General features: G+C 44.9%; 19 protein-coding genes. 5 read left to right on the top strand and 14 right to left on the bottom strand.

Features of this window, described 5'->3' with window-relative positions; translation table 11 throughout:
* The first annotated feature begins 89 nt into the window (after nucleotides 1-89).
* Entirely contained in the window at nucleotides 90-2,354 is a 2,265-nt protein-coding gene (locus ABHV44_RS01765; protein ID WP_459072919.1) for a DUF349 domain-containing protein, read from the top strand.
* Here ABHV44_RS01765 and ABHV44_RS01760 read toward each other — a convergent pair.
* The 3 genes from ABHV44_RS01760 to ABHV44_RS01750 are packed head-to-tail and all read right to left on the bottom strand — an operon-like array spanning nucleotide 2,351 to nucleotide 5,615.
* Nucleotides 2,351-4,516, bottom strand: coding sequence for an ATP-binding protein (locus ABHV44_RS01760; RefSeq protein ID WP_459072918.1), 2,166 nt, complete (start codon nucleotides 4,514-4,516; stop codon nucleotides 2,351-2,353). The genes ABHV44_RS01765 and ABHV44_RS01760 overlap by 4 nt on opposite strands.
* Nucleotides 4,517-4,521: 5 nt before the next feature.
* Complete coding sequence (locus ABHV44_RS01755) at nucleotides 4,522-5,226, bottom strand: sensor histidine kinase (protein WP_459072917.1); 705 nt, start codon at nucleotides 5,224-5,226, stop codon at nucleotides 4,522-4,524.
* Between the two features lie 20 nt (nucleotides 5,227-5,246).
* Entirely contained in the window at nucleotides 5,247-5,615 is a 369-nt protein-coding gene (locus ABHV44_RS01750) for a response regulator (protein ID WP_459072916.1), read from the bottom strand.
* A 237-nt stretch (nucleotides 5,616-5,852) separates the two neighbouring features.
* Between ABHV44_RS01750 and uvrC the strand changes: the two genes are divergently transcribed.
* A complete protein-coding gene (uvrC, locus tag ABHV44_RS01745; RefSeq protein WP_459072915.1) occupies nucleotides 5,853-7,658 on the top strand; it encodes an excinuclease ABC subunit UvrC in 1,806 nt (601 codons plus the stop codon).
* Here the strand turns inward: uvrC and ABHV44_RS01740 are convergent, their stop codons facing one another.
* The 5 genes from ABHV44_RS01740 to panC form a co-directional block, all read right to left on the bottom strand.
* Nucleotides 7,659-8,153 (bottom strand): FKBP-type peptidyl-prolyl cis-trans isomerase, encoded by a 495-nt coding sequence (locus ABHV44_RS01740; RefSeq protein WP_459072914.1) that lies wholly within the window; start codon nucleotides 8,151-8,153, stop codon nucleotides 7,659-7,661. It lies immediately after the preceding gene.
* A 34-nt stretch (nucleotides 8,154-8,187) separates the two neighbouring features.
* A complete protein-coding gene (locus tag ABHV44_RS01735) occupies nucleotides 8,188-9,231 on the bottom strand; it encodes a DUF4837 family protein (RefSeq protein ID WP_459072913.1) in 1,044 nt (347 codons plus the stop codon).
* Nucleotides 9,232-9,235: 4 nt separating this feature from the next.
* The gene (locus ABHV44_RS01730) at nucleotides 9,236-10,777 is read right to left on the bottom strand and encodes a lytic transglycosylase domain-containing protein (protein WP_459072912.1); all 1,542 of its coding nucleotides are present in this window, start codon (nucleotides 10,775-10,777) and stop codon (nucleotides 9,236-9,238) included.
* A 237-nt stretch (nucleotides 10,778-11,014) separates the two neighbouring features.
* Nucleotides 11,015-11,218, bottom strand: a complete 204-nt coding sequence (gene tatA, locus ABHV44_RS01725) for a twin-arginine translocase TatA/TatE family subunit (RefSeq protein ID WP_459072911.1) — start codon at nucleotides 11,216-11,218, stop codon at nucleotides 11,015-11,017.
* 79 nt (nucleotides 11,219-11,297) lie between these two features.
* Nucleotides 11,298-12,176 carry a pantoate--beta-alanine ligase gene (gene panC, locus ABHV44_RS01720; protein WP_459072910.1) on the bottom strand — a complete coding sequence of 293 codons (879 nt, stop codon included), beginning with the start codon at nucleotides 12,174-12,176 and terminating at the stop codon, nucleotides 11,298-11,300.
* A gap of 127 nt (nucleotides 12,177-12,303) precedes the next feature.
* On the opposite strand from panC, the gene ABHV44_RS01715 reads away from it, so the two are divergent.
* From ABHV44_RS01715 to glmS, 3 genes are read left to right on the top strand one after another with little or no spacing between them, the layout of a single operon-like run.
* On the top strand, nucleotides 12,304-13,134 hold the full coding sequence (locus ABHV44_RS01715) for a glycogen/starch synthase (protein ID WP_459072909.1): 831 nt from the start codon (nucleotides 12,304-12,306) through the stop codon (nucleotides 13,132-13,134).
* 14 nt (nucleotides 13,135-13,148) lie between these two features.
* Entirely contained in the window at nucleotides 13,149-14,531 is a 1,383-nt protein-coding gene (locus ABHV44_RS01710) for a DUF4270 family protein (RefSeq protein WP_459072908.1), read from the top strand.
* Nucleotides 14,532-14,580: 49 nt separating this feature from the next.
* Entirely contained in the window at nucleotides 14,581-16,425 is a 1,845-nt protein-coding gene (glmS, locus tag ABHV44_RS01705; protein WP_459072907.1) for a glutamine--fructose-6-phosphate transaminase (isomerizing), read from the top strand.
* A 67-nt stretch (nucleotides 16,426-16,492) separates the two neighbouring features.
* Here glmS and ABHV44_RS01700 read toward each other — a convergent pair whose 3' ends face one another.
* The 6 genes from ABHV44_RS01700 to ABHV44_RS01675 form a co-directional block, all read right to left on the bottom strand.
* On the bottom strand, nucleotides 16,493-17,194 hold the full coding sequence (locus tag ABHV44_RS01700; RefSeq protein WP_459072906.1) for an outer membrane beta-barrel protein: 702 nt from the start codon (nucleotides 17,192-17,194) through the stop codon (nucleotides 16,493-16,495).
* Complete coding sequence (locus ABHV44_RS01695; RefSeq protein WP_459072905.1) at nucleotides 17,191-17,502, bottom strand: hypothetical protein; 312 nt, start codon at nucleotides 17,500-17,502, stop codon at nucleotides 17,191-17,193. The genes ABHV44_RS01700 and ABHV44_RS01695 overlap by 4 nt, the downstream gene beginning before the upstream one ends.
* A 448-nt stretch (nucleotides 17,503-17,950) precedes the next feature.
* Complete coding sequence (locus tag ABHV44_RS01690) at nucleotides 17,951-18,433, bottom strand: hypothetical protein (protein WP_459072904.1); 483 nt, start codon at nucleotides 18,431-18,433, stop codon at nucleotides 17,951-17,953.
* The gene (locus ABHV44_RS01685; RefSeq protein WP_459072903.1) at nucleotides 18,430-19,086 is read right to left on the bottom strand and encodes a porin family protein; all 657 of its coding nucleotides are present in this window, start codon (nucleotides 19,084-19,086) and stop codon (nucleotides 18,430-18,432) included. The genes ABHV44_RS01690 and ABHV44_RS01685 overlap by 4 nt, the downstream gene beginning before the upstream one ends.
* Before the next feature lie 77 nt (nucleotides 19,087-19,163).
* Nucleotides 19,164-19,736 (bottom strand): hypothetical protein, encoded by a 573-nt coding sequence (locus ABHV44_RS01680; protein ID WP_459072902.1) that lies wholly within the window; start codon nucleotides 19,734-19,736, stop codon nucleotides 19,164-19,166.
* Between the two features lie 26 nt (nucleotides 19,737-19,762).
* Nucleotides 19,763-20,461, bottom strand: coding sequence for an outer membrane beta-barrel protein (locus ABHV44_RS01675; RefSeq protein WP_459072901.1), 699 nt, complete (start codon nucleotides 20,459-20,461; stop codon nucleotides 19,763-19,765).
* Nucleotides 20,462-20,523: the final 62 nt, after the last annotated feature.

Genomic DNA, 20,523 nt, shown 5'->3' with positions numbered 1-20,523 from the left:
ACAGTCGCCTTCGCAAAGCTCAGTCGCTTGACGAAATTCTTATTTTTGCAGACAAGCTGAGATCTACAAAACTCCTTAAATCAAAAGTGATGAAGTCTGAAATCATCGAAAAACTGAAATCTATCCTCGAAAACGAATCTCCTGAAAAAGCCAGTGCACAGGTTGACCAATTGGCTAAGGAATTTGAAAATGCCGAGGGAGACGACTCTCTGAACGAAACCTTTTCCGCTCTTCTGAAGCAGTATCGGGAAAAGACTGACGGTGAAATCGTTGGCGTGAAACAAGAGAATAACACTGAGACCGCAATGGTGGAAGAGCACGAGCACAACAGTTCGGAAAATGAGCAAGACAAGGAGCTCCTGAGTGAAAGCGATGTTTCAGACGGTAAAGAAGTAGAGGAGCCAAAGCAGGAAGTGAAAGCTCCAGCTAAGGCAGAAGCACCAAAGGCGGTGAAGACTGAAGACGAACCTGACAACAAAAACGCTGCGGACCCAATAGTAGACGAGCACGATCAGATAGAATCGGAGAAAGACGAGGAACCGCAGCTGGTCAGTGAAAGCGATGTTTCAGACGAAGAAAAGAAGCCCGCACAACACAGCGAAGCTACCGAAGAAAAGAAAGAAACTGAGGCCAAAAAAGAACCCACGGAACGTCCTGATCCAAAGGATAAAGAAGAGCTGATTTCTCAACTGAGAGAAATGTTGGCAACCGAAGAAGCTCCAGCCATTCGCAAAGAGATGCGCGAAATCAAACGCACTTTTAAGGACTTCACAAAAGCGGAAATAGCCGAGCAGAAAAAAGCGTGGGAGGCCGAGGAGCACGATGAAGAAGATGAATTTTTCCCGCAAGTAAATCCTCTAGACCAGGAATTTGAACAGCTGCTCGATCAGGTGAATGACAAAATCAAAGAGCACGACCAGCGCGTTAAAGCCGAGCGCGAGCGCAATCTCCAGGAGAAGAAGAAGGTGCTTAGTGAACTCGAAGCCCTTGTGAAAGAGGAGGAGAACATCGGCAAGCTGTTTTCAGTTTTCAACGAACTGCAGGACAAGTGGAATGAAATTGGACACATCCCCGGTGATCAGTACCGCGATGTACAAGACGCCTTCCACAAGCTAAAAGACGAATTCTACTACAACGTAGACATCTACAAACAGCTGAAGGAACACGACCTTCACATCAATGAAAAGCGCAAGCAGGACCTCATTGATCAGGTAAAGAAGGTGAAAGACCTCAAGTCGATCAAAGAACGTGAGCGCCTGGTGAAGACTTATCAGCGACAGTGGATGGATCTGGGTCCATCGCCTCGCGAGACCTACAAGGAAATGGCCGATGAGTTTTTCGGTACTTGTCGCGAGATTTTTGAGGAAATTCAGAAGCACTACGACAAGCTTCACGAGGAACACGAAGAGAATCTTGTTAAGAAGCAGGCTCTGGTGAAAAAAATGGAAGAACTTCTCTCTCTGGAAATCAAAAACCACGGGACCTGGAAGAAGAAAACTGACGAGGTGATTGGCCTGCAGAAAGAGTGGAAAACCATTGGTTTTGCACCTCGCGAACACAACGAAACTATCTGGAAAGAATTCCGCGGACTCTGCGATACTTTCTTTGACAACAAGCGCGAATTTTACGACAAAAGACGTGCTGAGCAAGACGTTCACAAGCAGAAAAAAGAAAAGCTCGTTTCCAAAGCCGAAGAAGTAAAAGACAGCGAAGATTGGAAAAACACTACCAAGCAACTCATCGACCTGCAAAAGCAATGGAAGGAAGTTGGTGCTGCCGCTCAGCGCGATGAGCAACAGCTCTGGCAGCGATTCCGCGCAGCTTGCGACACTTTCTTTAACCGCAAGAAAGACTTCTTCAGTGGAATGGACGAACGTCAGGAAGAAAACTTGAAGAAGAAAAACGATCTGATCGCGGAAATCGAAAAAGCAGAACTCACTGGCGAGAAGGAAAAAGACATCGCCATGATGAAAGATTTTTCGCAACGCTTCAACGAGATTGGTTTTGTGCCGAAGAAAAACCTTCAGGAGGTTTACGATCGCTACAACAAAGCGCTGGATGAGAAGTACGACAAGCTAGACCTCGACAAGAAGGAAAAGACCATGTTGAGCTACAAACAACGTGTTGACTCTATCAGTGAATCGCCCGACTCGGATCACCTGGTAAGAAAAGAGAAAAGACTCCTTCACGACAAAATCGACCGCTTAAAGCAACGTATGATTCAGTACGAGAACAACATGGAGTTTCTCAGTGGTGATGGAGCCAGTTCTTTCCGCAAAGAATACGAGAGAAAAATCGATAAGTCCAGAAAAGAAATTGATGAGATTAAGCAGAAACTGGACCTGTTGCCCTAAGCACTCTGCTCCATTTTCTGTTCATCACCTTCTATGAGCATAGGATCGCTGCCGATGGCAGGAAGAGAGAAATAAAAAGTGGCTCCTTTGTCGACTTCACTCTCCGCTCGCACATGGCCTCCGTGGCGGGTGACAATTCGCTGCACGATGGCCAGCCCCACACCTGTCCCTTCGAACTGCGTGTCCTGGTGTAGTCGCTGAAACACTCCGAAGATTTTGTCAACGTATTTCATGTCGAACCCTACTCCGTTGTCGGAGATGTAGTACTCCACAAAGTCATCCTTTTTTTGGGAGCCAACCGTAATCTTCACCGGTTTGTCGCTGTGGGAGTATTTCACCGAGTTACCTATAAAATTGGTAACAACCTGGCGTATCATTGACTGATCTCCCTTGCAGAGCTCAAGCTCCTTCACATCCAATATTATTTCTTTGTCGGGTTGGTGAGATTGCATCATTTCCACCGCGTCTTTCACAAGCGTATCCATATTAATTGGCGACATCTGAATGGGTTTGCGGCCCAGTCTGGAGAACTGAAGCAAGTCTTCTATTAGGCTCGACATGTCTTCAGCGCCTCGTTGGATATTTTTCAAAAAGTGCTTCCCCTGATCGTCAAAAACAGACTCATACTCTTCTGCAAGCACACTGGTAAACCCATTGATGGCACGCAGTGGAGCGCGCAAATCGTGAGAAACCGAGTAGCTAAAAGACTCCAATTCTTTGTTGGTGCTTTCTAGCTGCTCTGTTCTGTCTTTCACGCGCTGTTCAAGCTCTTCGTTGAGCTCTTCGAGTTCCTGGCGGGCTTCATGTCGCGAGAAAGCCGCTCCAAGGTTTCGCGCTACAGTCAGCAGACTTTCACTTTCGAAAGACGTGAAGGCTTCGTCCTTCTCTCTTAGCACGGCCATCATTCCCCAGGTTTTGTTGGAGATCACCACAGGCGCCATCGAGACATGCAGAAACGAGTTTGTTAGAAAGAGCTGGTCAATCTTTCGGTTTTTCCCTTTTGAAAAATTTGCCCCAGTTCCTTCATCAAGCGGTTTTGGAGTGTTTTTCACATCCCATTTTTCCGGGATGTACGATTTCAAATCCTTGTCGGAAATCTGAAGTGAAAGTCTTTTCAGTTCGTCTTCGTTTGACTCAGTGCCCGAATAAAAAACAACCGCAGCTGCATTCATCCCTTCCCGAATTCGCGAAAGTGCCAGGTCGATTCCATCGTCAAAATCATCGGAGCTCAACATTGCCGCTGCAGACTCTGAAACTGCCTGCAACAGCTTGCTTTGGTCTCTCACTTCCTGCTCCGTTTGCTTCAGCCTCGAAATGTTCACCACGCTAATCAAAGCTCTGTAGTAGCCCGAATCATTTCCGAGCAATTTCATGCGGTTCAAAACCTGTACGACCTTGCCCGACATGGTTTTGTAGGTAGTCTCCTTCTCGTAGTAGTCTTCGTTGTTCCAGATCGCAAGAATGAGTCTTTCGAGATGGCTAACCGAGTCTTGCGTATAAATCAGGTTCACGTTTTTCTTAAAGTCGGCAAGGCTTTTCGTTTCAAAAAGGTGAAGCACTTCGTTGTTGACGTTTTCCACCTGTATCATGTCGCGATAGTCCATCGCGTTGGTAAGCGTAAGTGACAAGTCCTTTAGGATATCCGTCACGCCCGCTTGTCGCCTTTTTTCGAGAAAAAGCTTTAGTTCACTGTAGTCGTATTCACCAATTGCAACGCCCACCGATTCGAAAGTTGTACGGTAGCGCATTTCGCTTTTCTGCAAGATCTCCTGGTATTTCTTCCGCTCGATACTGTACGTTATGGCCTTCTCCAGGAGCTTGCCATCAAACTCATTTTTAACGAGAAAATCCTGGGCTCCCATTTTCACAATGTCGCGGGCCACACTTTTATCGCTGAGGCCAGAAAGAATAACAACTGGTGTACTTGCCACTAGCTTGCTCAATCGTTGGAAAGAATCTACACCCTGACTATCGGGCAGATAAAGATCCAAAAAGATAATGTCGTAGTGTGATTTGCCGATCAGGTCGAGCGATTCGGCCATGTCTGAAGCATGATCGAGCTCCACGAAGAACTCTCGAATTTGACTAATGAGCTCTTTGAAAATGAGAAAATCCTGAATGCTATCCTCAACAACGAGGATCTTGACTTTGTGAAAATCCATTTAATCTAACTGCTTTCTTTTGGCCAGGTAAAGTACACAGTTGTTCCCTCGCCTTCGCTCGAAGTTAGTGAAATCTTTCCACCGTGTTTTTCCACAATGGCGCGGGCAATGGTGAGCCCTGCTCCGGCCTTTTCGCTTTTGGGATCTGCTTTTCTAAAAATCTCAAAAATACCTTCGCGATATGCCTCTGGAATGCCCTGGCCGTTGTCTCTAACAGATAGTTTGAAGAAATCTTTCTCTTCTTCGCTTTTCAGGTGTATGCGCAGCGGATCTTCGCCCTTGTTATCAACAGCATTTTGAAGCAATATTTGAAGCAGCTGGACCATTTGTGACAAACTGCCTTTCACAGTCGGCAAGTTTTCCGCTGTGAATTCAGCTCCAGTTGCTGCAGGAGCATTAGCAAACATCAGCCACACATTGTTGGCCAATTCATTGAGGTCAATTTTTTCAGCTTCATCTGTGTTTCTAGCCACTCTCGATAGATCTACCAGGGCGTAGATCATTTGACGCATTTTCTCGGCATTCTCGAGCGTAAAGTTGATGTAAGTTTTTGCCTGCTCATCGAGCTGATCAGAGTATTTTTGATCGAGCAACTTTAAAAATGCACTGATTCCGCGCAGAGGTTCTTGCAAATCGTGGGAAACAGCGTAAACAAATTTATCGAACTCAGATTGAGGGGTGGCTAGTTTCTGGCTATCTTGTTTTGTCAAAGTGAAGAATCGTTTTCGGTTTATTTTTCCTGAGCGAGGAGCTCTTCCACAATCTGAGGCAGCATTTGAAACTCTTCGCCTTTGTTGATGCAGCGTTTCACACCTTCCGATTCGGCCATTTTTCGAGTGTATTCGTCAGTGTGGTTTGAAAGAAAAACTACTGGAACATCTATTCTCAGGGCTTTCATCAATTTAATGAAATCGAATCCACTTATGGTCGGCATAGAAATGTCGAGCAGAATCATGTCGATTTTGGTAGAAGTCAAAACAGAAATTGCTTCTGAAGTATTCTGAGCTGCCTCCACTTCAAACCCGCGCTGCCCGAGGAGCATCTTGGTTGTTTTGAGGGTGATCACCTCATCGTCAATTAGGAGGATTCGTTTTTTCATCGTTAATATAATTGTCTGTCTTTCAACTGTAAAGCTATTCTTCCTTTTGCTACAAGGAGTAAGAGCCACACGCTATCGGTTGTAGGATTATTCTTACAGCTTTCCTCCAAAATAGTTACAAAAATCGAGGATTCCGCATTCAAAGGATTATTATTCACTTCATTCTCAGTCACAACCGATTTACTCAGAAATTACCAAACCTCCACTGATGGTTTTTTGTTTTCTTTGAAACCAGCCTTGGAAACTCCAGAAAACATACAATCAATCTTAAAGCGCCTGCCTAAGAAGCCCGGTGTTTATCAGCATTTCGACAAAGATGGCCGGTTGCTCTACGTGGGCAAAGCCAAAAATCTGAAAAACAGGGTTTCTTCTTATTTCAATAAAAACCGCTACGAGAGTGGGCGCACGAGGTTGATGGTAAGAAAAATCTCCGACATCAAATACATTGTGGTCGACACCGAGCTCGATGCTCTGTTGCTGGAAAACAGCCTAATAAAAAAACACCAGCCGCGCTACAATGTGATGCTGAAGGATGACAAAACCTATCCGTGGATTGTCATCAAAAAAGAGCGGTTTCCCAGAGTTTTCTCCACGAGAAATGTGATTAAGGATGGTTCGGAATACTACGGTCCATATGCTTCGGTGAAGATGATGAATACGATCCTCGGCCTGGTCCGCCAGCTTTATCCAATCCGCACGTGCAAGTACAACCTGAGCAAAGAAAACGTAGAAGCAGGAAAGTTTAAGGTCTGCCTCGAATATCACCTGGGAAACTGCCTCGGCCCTTGCGAAGGCAAACAAACCGAAAAAGATCACAACGAAAACATTGCGGCAATTCGAAAAATTATTCGCGGAGATCTCTCCGAACTCATTCGCGAGCTTAAGTCCAGAATGGCCGAGCACTCTGAAAAGTACGAGTTTGAAGATGCCCAAAAGCTAAAAGACAAGCTGGATGTGCTGCAGCGTTTCCAGGCAAAAAGCACGATCGTCAACCCCAACATTCACAATGTGGATGTTTTCAGCATCGTGAGCGATCACAAAAGTGGCTACGTGAACTACATGCGGATCAACAACGGAACAATTGTTCAGGGGCACACTTCGGAGATTAAGAAGAAGCTGGAAGAAACGGATGAGGAAATGCTGGAGTATGCAATTGTGGAGATGCGCAGCCGGTTTAACAGCCAGTCTTCAGAGGTTTACGTTCCTTTCGAACCACAAATCGATTTACCGGGAGTTTACTTTCACGTCCCCCAACGAGGCGACAAGAAAAAGCTCCTTGAGCTGAGCCAGCGCAACGCCACTTACTACATGCGCGACAAGCACAAGCAACAGTCGCTGGTGAACCCCGAGGAGCATCAGCAAAGAATTATGCGCACTCTTCAGGAGGATTTGCGAATGAAAGACTTACCTGTACACATCGAATGCTTTGACAACTCCAACATTCAGGGAACTAATCCGGCTTCGGCTTGTGTGGTATTCAAACAAGCAAAGCCAAGTAAAAAAGATTATCGGAAGTACAACATCAAAACCGTTGTAGGTCCGGATGATTTTGCCTCGATGTACGAAGTTGTTTATCGCAGATACAAGCGCCTTCGTGATGAGGAGCAGAGTTTTCCTCAACTGATCATCATCGATGGAGGCAAAGGCCAGCTATCGGCTTCTGTGAAGGCATTGGACGATCTTGGCTTGCGTGGAAAAATGACGATTATCGGCATTGCCAAAAAGTTGGAAGAGATTTATTTCCCCGGTGATAAGTATCCGCTCTACATCGATAAGAAATCGGAATCTTTGAAATTGATTCAGCAGCTTCGAAACGAAGCTCACCGCTTTAGTCTAAAGCACCACAGGGATAGAAGAAGCAAAGCTGCCTTACGATCTGAGCTAACCGACATCAAAGGAGTCGGATTTCGATCCGCACAACAGCTTCTTTGGAAATTTAAGACAGTTCAAAACGTGAAAACGGCCACTCTTGAAGAGCTGCAACAGGCCGTCAACAAGAGAATTGCCGAGACCGTTTGGGAGCATTTTAGGGAAGCGGAGTGATCAATTCTGACTGGCGCCATTCAGGTGCGGCCATTCGGCTTCTGTCGGTTCGCGAACATCCAAAACCTTTCCATCAAAATAAAGGTCTTCTCCTGAAAGCGGGTGATTGAAATCGATGATTACTGAATTGAGCTTGTTCTCAACAACGACTCCTTCCAGCATATTGCCTTCTTCATCAGTCATCGGCACAACTTCTCCTTCAGCAATGGCCTCCTCATCGAGCTCTCCATCTACCAAAAAGGCAGACTTTGGAAATTCAACAATAAAATCTTCGGATTCTTCACCGTACGCCTCAGCACACGGAACTTCGAAGCTGAATTTATCTCCCGGCTCTTTGCCTTCCAACTCTTCTTCAAAGCGGCCGATCATCGCCTCTACCTTGAAAACAAAAGTGAATGGCAAATCATCCGTTGTCTCTTCAACCAACTCACCATCAGGGCCGTCCAGGAAAAGACTGTACTCGAGCTCTACTAGTTTTCCTTTTTCAATCTTCATAAATTCAGCTGTTTATTTGAGCGTGCAAAAGTAGTCATTCTCCTTCGAACTCAATACTTTTCACCACAGCTTCTAACTCACGCATATATTCTCGCTTGTCAAATTTGGGTGCGAAAACATATCCTTCTACGGTGACTACGCGGCCTCTTTTTTCATCTACTTGCGAAACAGAAATGAACGGACCACCCATGAAAGCATTCTCAACCCGCCAAAGTCCGCGAATTTCTGTCGCGTATTTATCGTTTAGATTAATTGGCTCATAAGCCGGCTCGTAGACGTATGAGGTCGTCATCCAGCTGCTATCGACCGGACCCGGAACATTGGCTTTCAGCACAGAGTCGCGAACATTGAGCAAGTAATCTTTAGTGAATGTGCTGTCGTCCACGTATGGATAATGATAAATCAAAATACCCTGCTGCACATCGTGCATTCGGCCATCCTTGTTCCTGGACATATCTCGCGAAGCCCACACAAAATTTTCTCTGTTCTCCAGCAAGTCTGTGTTGTCTGGAATCAGTACTCTGACATTGTGATCTTTGGCAATTTTCTCGCGCACTTCAGCATTGTTGAAGCGCTTGAAATACTTGATAGTACGCTCGACCTCAGCCTCGTTTATCATGCGGATAATTTCGTCTACGTTATCCTGGAAAAGCTCGTGAAACGCTTTCTTTGAAGTCACGCCAATTTTGAACATCAGCTGATCCTTCGCGTATTTCTCCTTAACAACTTTTAGCTGCGGATCCTTATAGTTAATGTTGTCGGCAATATCGATGTGAATGATATTCCGAAAAGGCTTGAGCGTTTTGGTAAACGTGCTTGGCGGATGCTGATACAAATCGAACATCGGCTCGTATGCCGGCATTAGCGGAATGGGCCTTCTGAGCTCTTTCTTAAGACTGTCGCCAACCGAACCGTTCCACAGGTCGGTTTCGACAATTATAGCTACTTCGCCAGATTGTCCGATGTAAGATGGCAGGTAAGCTCGATTACCGTTTCCTTGCGCGGCTTGCTCATCGCAGGAGCTAAATAAGGTGATGGAAAAAAATGCAATTGAAAAAAGAAAAAGGGTACGGCTCATTGAGTCAGATCTTTTGAATTTTAATTTTCTGACCCAATTTAAGTCTTTTGGTGTTGACTGCACCGTTCAATCGCTTCAAATCATTCACTGTAACACCATCGTATTTATTGGCAATATCCCAGAGCGTATCACCCTGCTGAACAGTGTGGTACTTAAACTGCGAAGGGTCGTCCACCTCTGCTTGAACTGTGTTTTTCTCTGAAGTTTTCTCCTCTGTAGAAGTCTTATTTTCTGTTGTAGCTTCTGATTCTTCTTTTTCCTCTGACCTCGCGTCTTCTACTTTTATCTTCGTTTCCTTGTAAATCACCAGGCGATCTCCAGCTCTAATCATGTTGCCACGGATACCGTTCCAGGAGCGCAATTCACTCAGTCCAACACCGTATCTTTCAGCAATTACGCCCAAAACATCGCCACTTCTAACACGGTGATAAATCATTTCCTCGCGAGTGATGTAACCGTCCACGGCCTGTGGTTCGTCTTCATTGTACTTGTAGATTTCCTCCTCGTTGGCAATAAAATCTCCAACGGCATCGTACGGAAGCCTGAGAATGTGTCGGTAGCCGTCCTGCGGAATTACGTTTCTTCGAAAGCTAGGATTGAGCATCGCCAGAGTTTCTTCCGAAACATCGGTGAACGCTTCAATTTGGTCGAACTTCAACTCCTTTGTGATGTAAATCGTATCCGTTTCAAAATAGCTCATGTCCGGAGGAATCGGATAGAGGTTGTGCTCCGAGGCATAGTGCATCACGTAGTTTACAGCAATAAATGCGGGCACATAGCTCTGAGTTTCTCTGGGAAGTCTTTTTTGAATTTCCCAAAAATCTTTCTTTCCACCAGATCTCCGAATTGCCTTGTTCACATTTCCCGGGCCTGAGTTGTAGGCCGCCAATGCGAGGTTCCAGTCATCATAAAGACTGTGCAAATATTTGAGGTATTTGCACGCAGCTTCAGTAGCCTGGTAAGGATCCATGCGTTCATCGTAGTAAGATGAAACTCTTAGGTCATACATTTTTCCTGTAGAGTACATAAACTGCCAAATTCCAACTGCACCGGCCCAGGATTTTGCTCTTGGGTTTAGTGCCGACTCCACTACAGCAAGGTAGCGCATTTCGTAAGGAATGTCGTACCTGTCAAAGAGCTCTTCGAACATCGGAAAGTACAGCTCGCTCAATCCCAGGGCACGGCTTGTGAGAATTCTCTTTTTGTTGGCATAGAGGTTTATGAAGTTGTGGACGTCACGATTGTATGTGATCTCCATGGGTGTGAGCCTGTTGAGCTCTTCCAGCCTTTGGCGAAGCACCTCTTCCGAAAACTCCGGAACAGAATCGGGTGCATAGCCATAGACATTTAAAACACCTGTGTCGGCTGAAAAACAATTCGCATTGCAGTATCCCGAATAGAGCAGGCTATCCAGCATTGCAACTACCGGGTCGTCTGGAGCAATGGTCAGTGAGTCTTCATTACTTTCTTCCTGTGCTCTGAGGTCGGTTGACAGCAAGGCCAAAGTGATTGAAAAAATGATTCCCGGAATAAATCGGAGTTTCATGAATTTTGAGTGTTTAAAGGTCATTTATTTCCTAAAAGGTGTCCCACGAAAATAAAACAAGATTGAAAATATCTGTTCAATCGGACACATATCTATAAAATACGGAAAGAAGTCGTGATTTGTTGTAATCAACGTTGCGTTAGATTTCCTTAAAGCGCTGAGAGTACAACAAAAAAAAGCACACCTCGAAAATAAATTCGGGTGTGCCCAATTTTCTTTACAAGCCTTCGGAGGCTGTTATTTCTTGTTTTCTGAATTCGATCGGTCAGACGAAGAACTGTTCGAATTTCCATTCTCGTCTTCATCGCCTTTTGTGGCATCTTTAAATTCTTTCATTCCCTTTCCAAGTCCTTTCATAAGTTCGGGGATTTTTCTTCCACCAAACAACAACAGCACAACTAGAACGATAAGAACGATTTGCCAGGGTCCAATGCTTCCCATAAAACTACTAGTTCTTTGATTAACTTATAAAATTAGATTTTGCGGCAAAGGTACATTTTTTAACTGCACAGCGACTTTTTTAAGCATTTGAAACAGCTTCAAAATTTTCAGTCACGGGGCTCAGTTTCAAATTGTCTATGAGTCTGATCTCTCCCACATAGGCAGCAACAAGGGCTCTTGGCTCGCTGGCATCGCTCCAGTGTTGAGGTTGGCTGAAAGTAGTGCCGTCCACAACAGCGAGGTATTCGAGTCGCAAACCATGTGCGTTTTCAAGTTGGCTTCGTCCCCACTCCTGAAGCTCCTCAGGTGAGTACTCTCCCACCATGTCAGCCATGGCAAAGAGAGTTTGAGAAAGCGCTGTAGCCGTTTCTTTTTCGGTGGCCGAAAGCCTTTCATTTCGAGAACTCATGGCAAGGCCACTTTCTTCGCGAACAATTGGACAGCCGATTATTTCGACCTTCAGGTTTTCCTTTTCTACCAGCGAGCGGACAATTGCCAACTGCTGAAAGTCTTTTTCTCCGAAGAAAGCAGCATCCGGTTTCACCACAGTGAGTAGTCGTTTGACGATGGTTGCCATTCCATCAAAGTGCCCGGGCCTGTAAGCAGCTTCGAGCACTTCAGTCAGTTTCCCAAAATCGTACGATTCTTTGTATTCACAAGGATACATTTCCTCTCGGCTCGGGGCAAAAAGCACATCGCAGCCACTATCGCTGAGGCGCTTTTGGTCACGCTCCAAATCGCGGGGATATTTCTCAAAATCGGAAGGATCATTGAACTGAGTCGGGTTCACAAAGATGCTCACGACTACCACATCACAGCTTTCTTTAGCACTTTTTAAGAGAGATAAATGACCCTCGTGGAGAGCGCCCATGGTGGGCACGAAGCCGATCCTCTTTCCCGCTGATCTAAAGCGACTTATCCGCTCCTGCAATATGTCTATCTGCTCAATTTTTTCCATGCCTCAATGGCTCATTTCGAATTGAAAAAAGCTGTCAAAGCTAAAAGTTTTACTTGAACCCTGGGGCTTTTTTTCGTATTTTTGCCTGAATTTTTGTGCGAACTGTATCCTAAACAACTCCTCTTTTATGAATAAAGCAAGAATCCTTTATGTATCCCAGGAAATAACCCCATTCTTACCAGAGAATCCAATCTCTTCAATCAGCAGAAACCTGCCACAGGGGATCCACGAAAAAGGAAAAGAAATACGTGTTTTCATGCCGCGTTATGGCAAAATTAACGAAAGAAGGCACCAACTCCACGAGGTTATTCGCCTCTCTGGGATGAACATGATCATCAATGATTCTGATCACCCACTAATAATAAAGGTAGCTTCTATCCCAACTGCACGCATGCAGGTATACTTTATCGACAACGAAGAATACTTTCAGAGAAAAGCCGTTTTGAAAGACGAAAAAGGTGAAATGTTTGAAGACAATGACGAACGTTCAATCTTTTTCATTCGCGGAGTTTTAGAAACCGTGAAGAAACTGGGATGGGCACCGGACATCATCCACTGCCACGGCTGGATGTCGGCTTTGATGCCGCTTTATGTAAAAAACATGTACAACGAAGATCCACATTTTGCTGATACCAAAGTGGTTTACTCAGCATACGACCAGGGCTTCGAGGGTACACTAGATAAGAACCTGATCGACAAGATTGCATTTGACGGGATTGACAAAGACCAAATGGATGTAATTACCGATCCTACTTTTGAAAACATCAACAAACTGGCCATCCAGCACTCAGATGCGGTGATCATGGGTACTGAAGATGTACCGGCTGAGTTTAAGACGTTCTCTGAAAAAACTGACAAGCCAACACTCGAGTTCCCAGGCGAAGATGCCTACGTAGGTGAAATTTCACAATTCTACGATTCGATTTTGGAGGGAAAGTCGGTGATGGTTGAAGAGTGATGAAAATGATGAAAATGACATATCGTATTTTTAAGGGACAGCGGCCAGTTTTGGCCGCTCTCTTTTTTTTAACTGCACTAACGACAGTTTTGAGCAGCTGCGAAAAACCAGAAAACGAGGTCGGGATAGGCGTGCAGCCAGAGGAAGACAACATAGACCTCACAACAACCGACACAACTACGTTGCAGATGGTGACTGAGGGTGTGGAGCCCGTTCGCACAGATGAAAGCAGTATTTTCGGAAGCCTGATTGGAAATTATGTAGATCCTATATTCGGAAGTGTAAAGACCTCCACCTACACTCAGCTCAGACTGTCAACGAACAATGTTGATTTTGGCGATGTGTCAAACATAGTCGTGGATTCCGTTGTGATGGAGCTTCTTCTCACAGGTGAAATGTACGGTGACATTGTTCCTCAAGACTTTGTGGTCGAAAGAGTTACCGAACCACTTTCAATTGACTCCAGTTATACTACAGAATCTCAGTTAGCGGTTACTGGCAACAACCTAATTGACCCCAATTGGATAACTCAAACTGTTGATACAGCTGATACTGAGGTTGTTGATGATCAAACTCTTATTCGGGTTAGATTTCACCTTACCAATGAACTAGCTCAAGTACTTCTGGACGCAAGCGGTACTGAAGACCTGCAAAACAACGAGAACTTTATCCAGTTTTTTAACGGTATTCGAATTAGCAGTAACTCTGAAGCAGCCAACACCTTCGAAATTAGCCCCACAAGCACCAGGTCGAGCATAACCATGCACTACCGTGATCTAGGTGACGAAGAGCCGGAGACAGAACTCGAGTTTGAGCTCCTAATTAATTCCAACTGTGCGTACTTCACTAATGTGGAGTTCGACTATTCTGGCACCGACTTGCAACCATTGCAAAATGGGCAGGATTCTATTTCTGGAGCTGAAAGACTTTACATTCAGTCTCAAGGTGGTGTGAGAACAAAAATTTCATTCCCGAATCTGATGGATTACGCGGATCCTTCAACCCGAATTATCAACCGCGCAGAGCTCGTGATTCCCCTCGAGGAGGGAACGGAAGAGCCGTACTTCCCTATTATTAAAGTTGTACCTCTAACCGACTACAATGATGGCGAAGATCAACTGCCAATTCGTGATTTCTTCGCACCAACAGGAGCTCAATATGTAAATATGCTTTACGATACAACGAAACACGAATACAGATTCAATATCACAAGGCATATACAAGGCGTATTCGAAGGGACTGTAGAAAACAGCGTCATTTACCTGGAAGCAGAACACCCTAGGTTTGGGACTACTTCACCCCGCTCAAGTGTTCCTTTCGATGTGCGCAGGAGTGTGATCAACGGTCTGGAAGACGAAGAAAATCGTCCTCGACTGGTGCTCACTTACACTGATTAAACTTCTGATTCGTTACCTTCGCTAATCTGAAACAATCGACTGAAAAATTATGTGTGGAATTGTAGCGTACCTGGGTAAGGAAGAAGCTTACCCAATTCTAATAAAAGGCCTTCACAGGCTCGAATATCGCGGATACGACAGTGCCGGTGTTGCGCTGATTGACGAAGGCGACATTCAGGTCTACAAATGCAAGGGAAAAGTTTCTGAGCTTGAAGATCACGTTGGTAAAAACAGCCATCATGGTAGCATTGGCATGGGCCACACCCGCTGGGCTACACACGGCCAGCCTAACGATGAGAATGCTCACCCACACCTTTCTAACAAGAGCAACCTCGCGATTATTCACAACGGAATTATCGAAAATTACAGCACACTCAAAGAGGAGCTGATCAATCGTGGTCATACTTTCCAAAGTGAGACGGACACCGAGGTACTGGTCAACCTCATCGAGGACATTTATCGCCACGCCAATGTAAGCCTGGCAGAAGCCGTTCGGATTTCGCTGAACGAAGTTGTCGGTGCCTACGCCATTGTGGTGATGGATCGCGAAAACCCAGGCCAGTTGATAGCTGCTAAAAAGAGTAGCCCACTGGTAATCGGAATAGGCGAAGACGGTGATTACTACATCGCATCTGACGCTACGCCAATCGTGGAGTACACCAAAAATGTGATCTACCTCGAAGATGAGGAAATTGCCGTGATCAACCGCGACCAGGAGCTCAAAATCATGAACCTGCAAAACCAAAAGGTAACTCCTTATGTGCAGGAGCTGGAAATGCAGCTCGAGGCGCTCGAAAAAGGCGGCTACGACCACTTCATGCTCAAGGAGATCTACGAGCAGCCGAGGTCGATTAAAGACTGTTTCCGCGGGCGAATGAACCTCCAGAAGGGTTTTATCAAGATGCGCGGGATTGATGACAACAAAGATCGATGGATCAACGCCCGAAGAATTATCATTGTGGCTTGTGGAACTTCATGGCATGCGGGACTCGTGGCTGAGTACATGTTTGAGGATGTGGCGCGAATTCCGGTTGAAGTGGAATACGCTTCGGAGTTCCGCTATCGCAACCCGATCATCTATCCGGACGATATTGTGATTGCGATTTCCCAGTCTGGAGAAACTGCAGATACACTCGCAGCTATCGAGCTCGCCAAGAAAAAAGGCGCTCACATTTTTGGAGTTTGCAACGTGGTGGGCAGTACGATCTCTCGTGCCACTCACAGCGGAGCCTATACCCACGCTGGGCCAGAAATTGGTGTTGCTTCAACTAAAGCATTTACTGCGCAGATCACTGTGCTATCACTTATCGCTCTTTCTGTGGCACAGATGCGTGAGACGATTTCGAACGAACGCCTCTACAGACTGATGGCCGAAATCAACTCGTTGCCAGACAAGGTGGAGCAAGTGTTGGAGTCGAACGATCAGATTGAATCGATTTCTGAGATCTATAAAGACGTGGCAAACGCTCTTTACCTTGGACGGGGAAACAACTTCCCTGTGGCTCTTGAAGGAGCTCTGAAGCTCAAGGAAATTTCATACATCCATGCTGAGGGCTATCCAGCTGCGGAGATGAAACACGGCCCAATTGCACTCATTGACGAAAATATGCCTGTGTTTGTGATCGCCACCCAGGATGAGTCTTATGAGAAAATCGTTAGCAACATTCAGGAAGTAAAAGCCCGAAAAGGGAAAGTGATTGCGATTGTGACTTACGGTGATGAACAGGTTAAAAAACTTGCCGACTACACCATCGAAATCCCTAAGACGGACAATTTGCTAGTGCCACTGGTAGCCGTAGTTCCGTTCCAGTTGCTCTCCTACCACATTGCGCTCATGCGAGGCTGCAACGTAGACCAGCCGAGAAACCTGGCCAAGTCTGTGACGGTGGAGTAGTTAACCTACACCCTGAATAAAAGTTGTTGTCTCAGAGATTAAAGGAGTTCATCGGCCTTGAAAGAAACTACGGTCCAAATTTGTAACTCACACTGAGACGAAAACTCTGGTTGTAAAGCTTGTAGTCTCCAGATTGCAATGATGAAATATCCATCAAACCACGGTCGTAATTGATTTCTACTTTCCAGTTATCGAACACAACACCCACTTGAGTTGCAAGTCCAAAATCCAACAACCAGTAGTAGTCGTTTCTCCTAATGTCAAAGTCCCACCAGTCCACTTTGTACATGACTTCACGCGTTTCACCCTTTACTTCTGACCGATACTTTCCTCTCCCAAGTGTGCCTACAGACCCATATATTCCTGCACCTAAAAGCAGTTCTGATTTTTCGGAAACGGAAAACCTGTACTGAGCTCGTACCGGGACATTCAAGTAATAAAGTCTGACCCGATCTTCAATGGTAAGGGAAGTCGATGATAATTTTTTTATCTCATTTCTCACCACTCCTTTCTGTTCAAATAGTAAAGCTCCGTCAAAAAATAAGTGATCAGAATATTGCAAGCTCGTTGTAAAACCCAAATGAAAACCGGGAATAAACCTCATTCTCAAATCTGTTGATGCTGCAGTGCCAACTTCAACTTGATTGGAATAGCTAAACCCACCAACAATTCCATTGCCTTGCCCCAAGGTTGAGAATGAAACAAAGAACAAACAGGCCAGAGTAACAGTCTTGAGGTTTATTATGACAGTTTGATTTCGCTCGTTCATGGTATTTGAAAGTTATGACCGAACTTAATGTCTGAAACGATAATTGTGGTGTCTAACATTGTATCAGTCACCACAGCATCGAGAAACCCTTCTATGTAGACAAGGTTATGTTCATTGAGGAATTCTAGTGTCACAATTTCTAATCGAATTTCTTCAACAACATTAGCATTCAATCTATGTATTTCTCCGTCCGGCAGTAGGTAGGTGCTCTCAAAGTCAATAAAGCTGCATGAAAGGGCACTTAAATCATCTGGGTCTGCTGACGTGAAAGTTCCTACAGAAAGATCTGCCCCCTTTCCAAAAATCAAGGCCTTTCCGTTGTTGCAATTCTCAACATGATAATTAAAAAACCCTCCTGTAAGTCTAAGTATCCCTCAGGATAATAAGTCCCCGAAACCGTTGTACAATTGAATTCTCCCCCAGGTCTCAGCTGTACGCCATTGATTCGGCCTCTGAAATAATTTCTTTTCTCTTGAGCGTCATCCTTATTGCATGAAACGAAAGCCCCAAATACTATTGTACAGAACAAAGTGATACTTAAAAGGGAATTCAACGACAAACTCATTTAGTTAAAATATTAACAAATATCCGAAACTTGCCGACTACATCATCGAAATTCCTAAGACGGACAACTTGCTAGTGCCACTGGTAGCCGTAGTTACGTTCCAGTTGCTCTCCTACCACATTGCGCTCATGCGAGGCTGCAACGTAGACCAGCCAAGGAATTTAGCGAAGTCGGTGACGGTGGAGTAGGGTTCAAAATTTACGTCCAAACCGAAGGTCAGAAATAACGACAGTGCTATCCAGAGTTGGATCATAAAGCACTGCATCCAAAACACCTTCAATGAAATAAAGATCATCGCCTTCGATATATTCTATGTTGGTTATTTCAAGGCGAATCTCCTGCTCTTGGTTGGCGCTTAAGTCATCATTCCAGTTAGAGAAAGTGCAACCAGGCCTTGAAGCTTCCGCAGTGTCAATCGAGGTGTAGACCGTCTCCGATAATTGATGCGACTTCCTTAAGATGATACTCTCGTCCGTATCACAATTCTCAGCTTCAATGAATATCCCATTCTTGCCCCCTCTTGAAGAAATGGCCGTGCATACCCAGAATTGACCTTTTGGATGAAATTCCTTTCCATTAACTCGCGCTTCGAAGTATTCTCGATAATCGAACTCCTCACTTCCGCAGCCTATCAAAATGAATAAGAGAGCAAAGAGGCTTATTGTCTTTTTCATAATTGGTTGTTTAATTGATACCTCAACGATATTCTAAAGCACTGGTTGAAGCCTATTGGAAGCGCCAGGTTTGCCATACTCCTTGCGTATAAGAGGTGTAGTTGAAAGTCTTTGTGTGATGCCCCAACACTCGCAGTTAATCCGTAGTCCAGGCTGTTGAACTTTTGGCTCCCAAACAAGTCGTTCCAGGGAATTTTGTATCGCTCTTCAAACTCATAGTCATGAATTCTGGTCTCATATGTGCCTCTGGCAGAAAGAGCCATTCCCCCAAAAATCCCTCCACTCACTATTAAAGTTACCTCCTCAAAATGCTTCACTTCATATCCAATACGAAGTGGAACTTCGAGGTAATGCAAGGTCAATCGATCATCGGTGTATAATTTGGAAGTCGTGAGTGTTCTCGTCACCTGCAAGCGAGAGGCTTTTTGACTGAAGACAACACCGGTTTCTACAAACAGTTTTTCAGAAAAATAAGTATCTCCAATAATGCCCAGGTGAAAGCCAGGGCGAAAGTTGAACACGGCATCTCCGTCAGGGTCAAAAGTGTTGCGAACATAGCTAGACACATTGAGTCCACCTGCCAGATAATAATTTTGACCGAAACTGATTAACGGAACACTCAGACAGAAAAGAACAGTTAAAGCAAATCTCATAGATTAAGGCGTATTAGTTAAAGGTAAATATAGTGATCAAACCGCGGAAATACTTAATTTCCTTCTCAGGTGAGTCATTAAAACTCATAGCCGAATTTTACATCGGAAAGGACAATTGTACTGTCGATCACAGTGTCCTGTACAATGGCATCGAGCTTTCCCTCAACATAGTAGTTGCCAAAGTCTTCCAGTTGCTCAAACCTTGTGATCTCGAGCCGTATCTGTTTACGGTGGTTTGCACTCAGGTTTATCGATTCGCCCTCTGGTGTTTCAAAGTCGTAGTCCAAATCCGCAAAAGTGCACCAGGGCCTTTCAATGTCTGAAGTATCAGTCGAAGTGAAAACTCCTTCTTCCAGATTTGACACCTTTCCGATAATAACACTTTGGCTTGTGTTGCAGTTTTTTGCTGTAAAAGTCATAAATCCACTCTCAAAATCCAGATAGCCATCTGGATAGTAGGTTCCATAGATGCTCGAACAACTCCAATAGCCGTAGGTTTCAAAGTTCTCGCCATTTACCTTGCCCACGAAATAGGTTTCGTATAAGTCTTCTGTGTCCTCTTTGTTTTCATCATCCTTTTCGCAACCAGCCAGAGCTGAAAGCACCCCCAGGAGTAAAGCGAAATTGAAATAAAACTGGAAATTCTTCATATCTGCGTACTTTTCTAGTTCAATTTTCAGAGCCTTAGCTCATATCCCAAACTCAAGCGGAAAGTCTGATTGTACTTGCGCAATTGTCTGGTAGGAGCCGAATAGATATTTCTTATACCTCGGTCGTAATTCAATTCGATGCGAACTCTCTTAAACTGAAAGCCTAGCTGCGCTGTAAGCCCAAAGTCTAGATTCGAAAACTCATCATTGCTTCTAACATCGCCACTCCACCAGTCCACCTTGTAGTTTCGAGTGATCTCGTCATCGTTGGTTTTAGTGGTGTAAGCTCCTCTGCCCAGCAGCCCGATGGACCCGTAAAAGCCCGCTCCAACGATCAAGAAGTTTTCCTCCGAAACTTCGAGGCGAAATTGAGCTCTCAGTGGCACCGTAGCGTAGTAGAGTCTTACATCGTTTGTGTTTATTATGCTGGAAGATGCAAGTGGTATCACCTCTTCACGAGTAGCTCCTTTCTGCTCCAATAGTAGGGCACAATCGATAGAAAGTTGGTCAGTTACCTGGTTGACAGCGGAAAAACCAATGTTAAAACCCGGATTGTAGTCAATAGAGATGTCACTGCTCTGTCGGCCTCCTTTTTCAATATGTGTGCCCATGTTGATTCCTGCAATGACGCTGGTTTCCATTTGAGCCAGAGCGCTCAAATTCGAAAGCAAAATGAAAAAGGACAACACAAATATTCTCATAACTATGGTAGTAGAATCTTTCACAATTTAGTAATTGTGAGAAATCTTTCTGTTTTCCCATTATTTAGTGCGTTATGAAAGGCTCA

It is taken from the genome of Halocola ammonii (assembly GCF_049334165.1).
Taxonomy (GTDB): domain Bacteria; phylum Bacteroidota; class Bacteroidia; order Flavobacteriales_D; family Sanyastnellaceae; genus JBEGHD01.
This window is presented reverse-complemented; position numbering and strand designations above follow the sequence as displayed.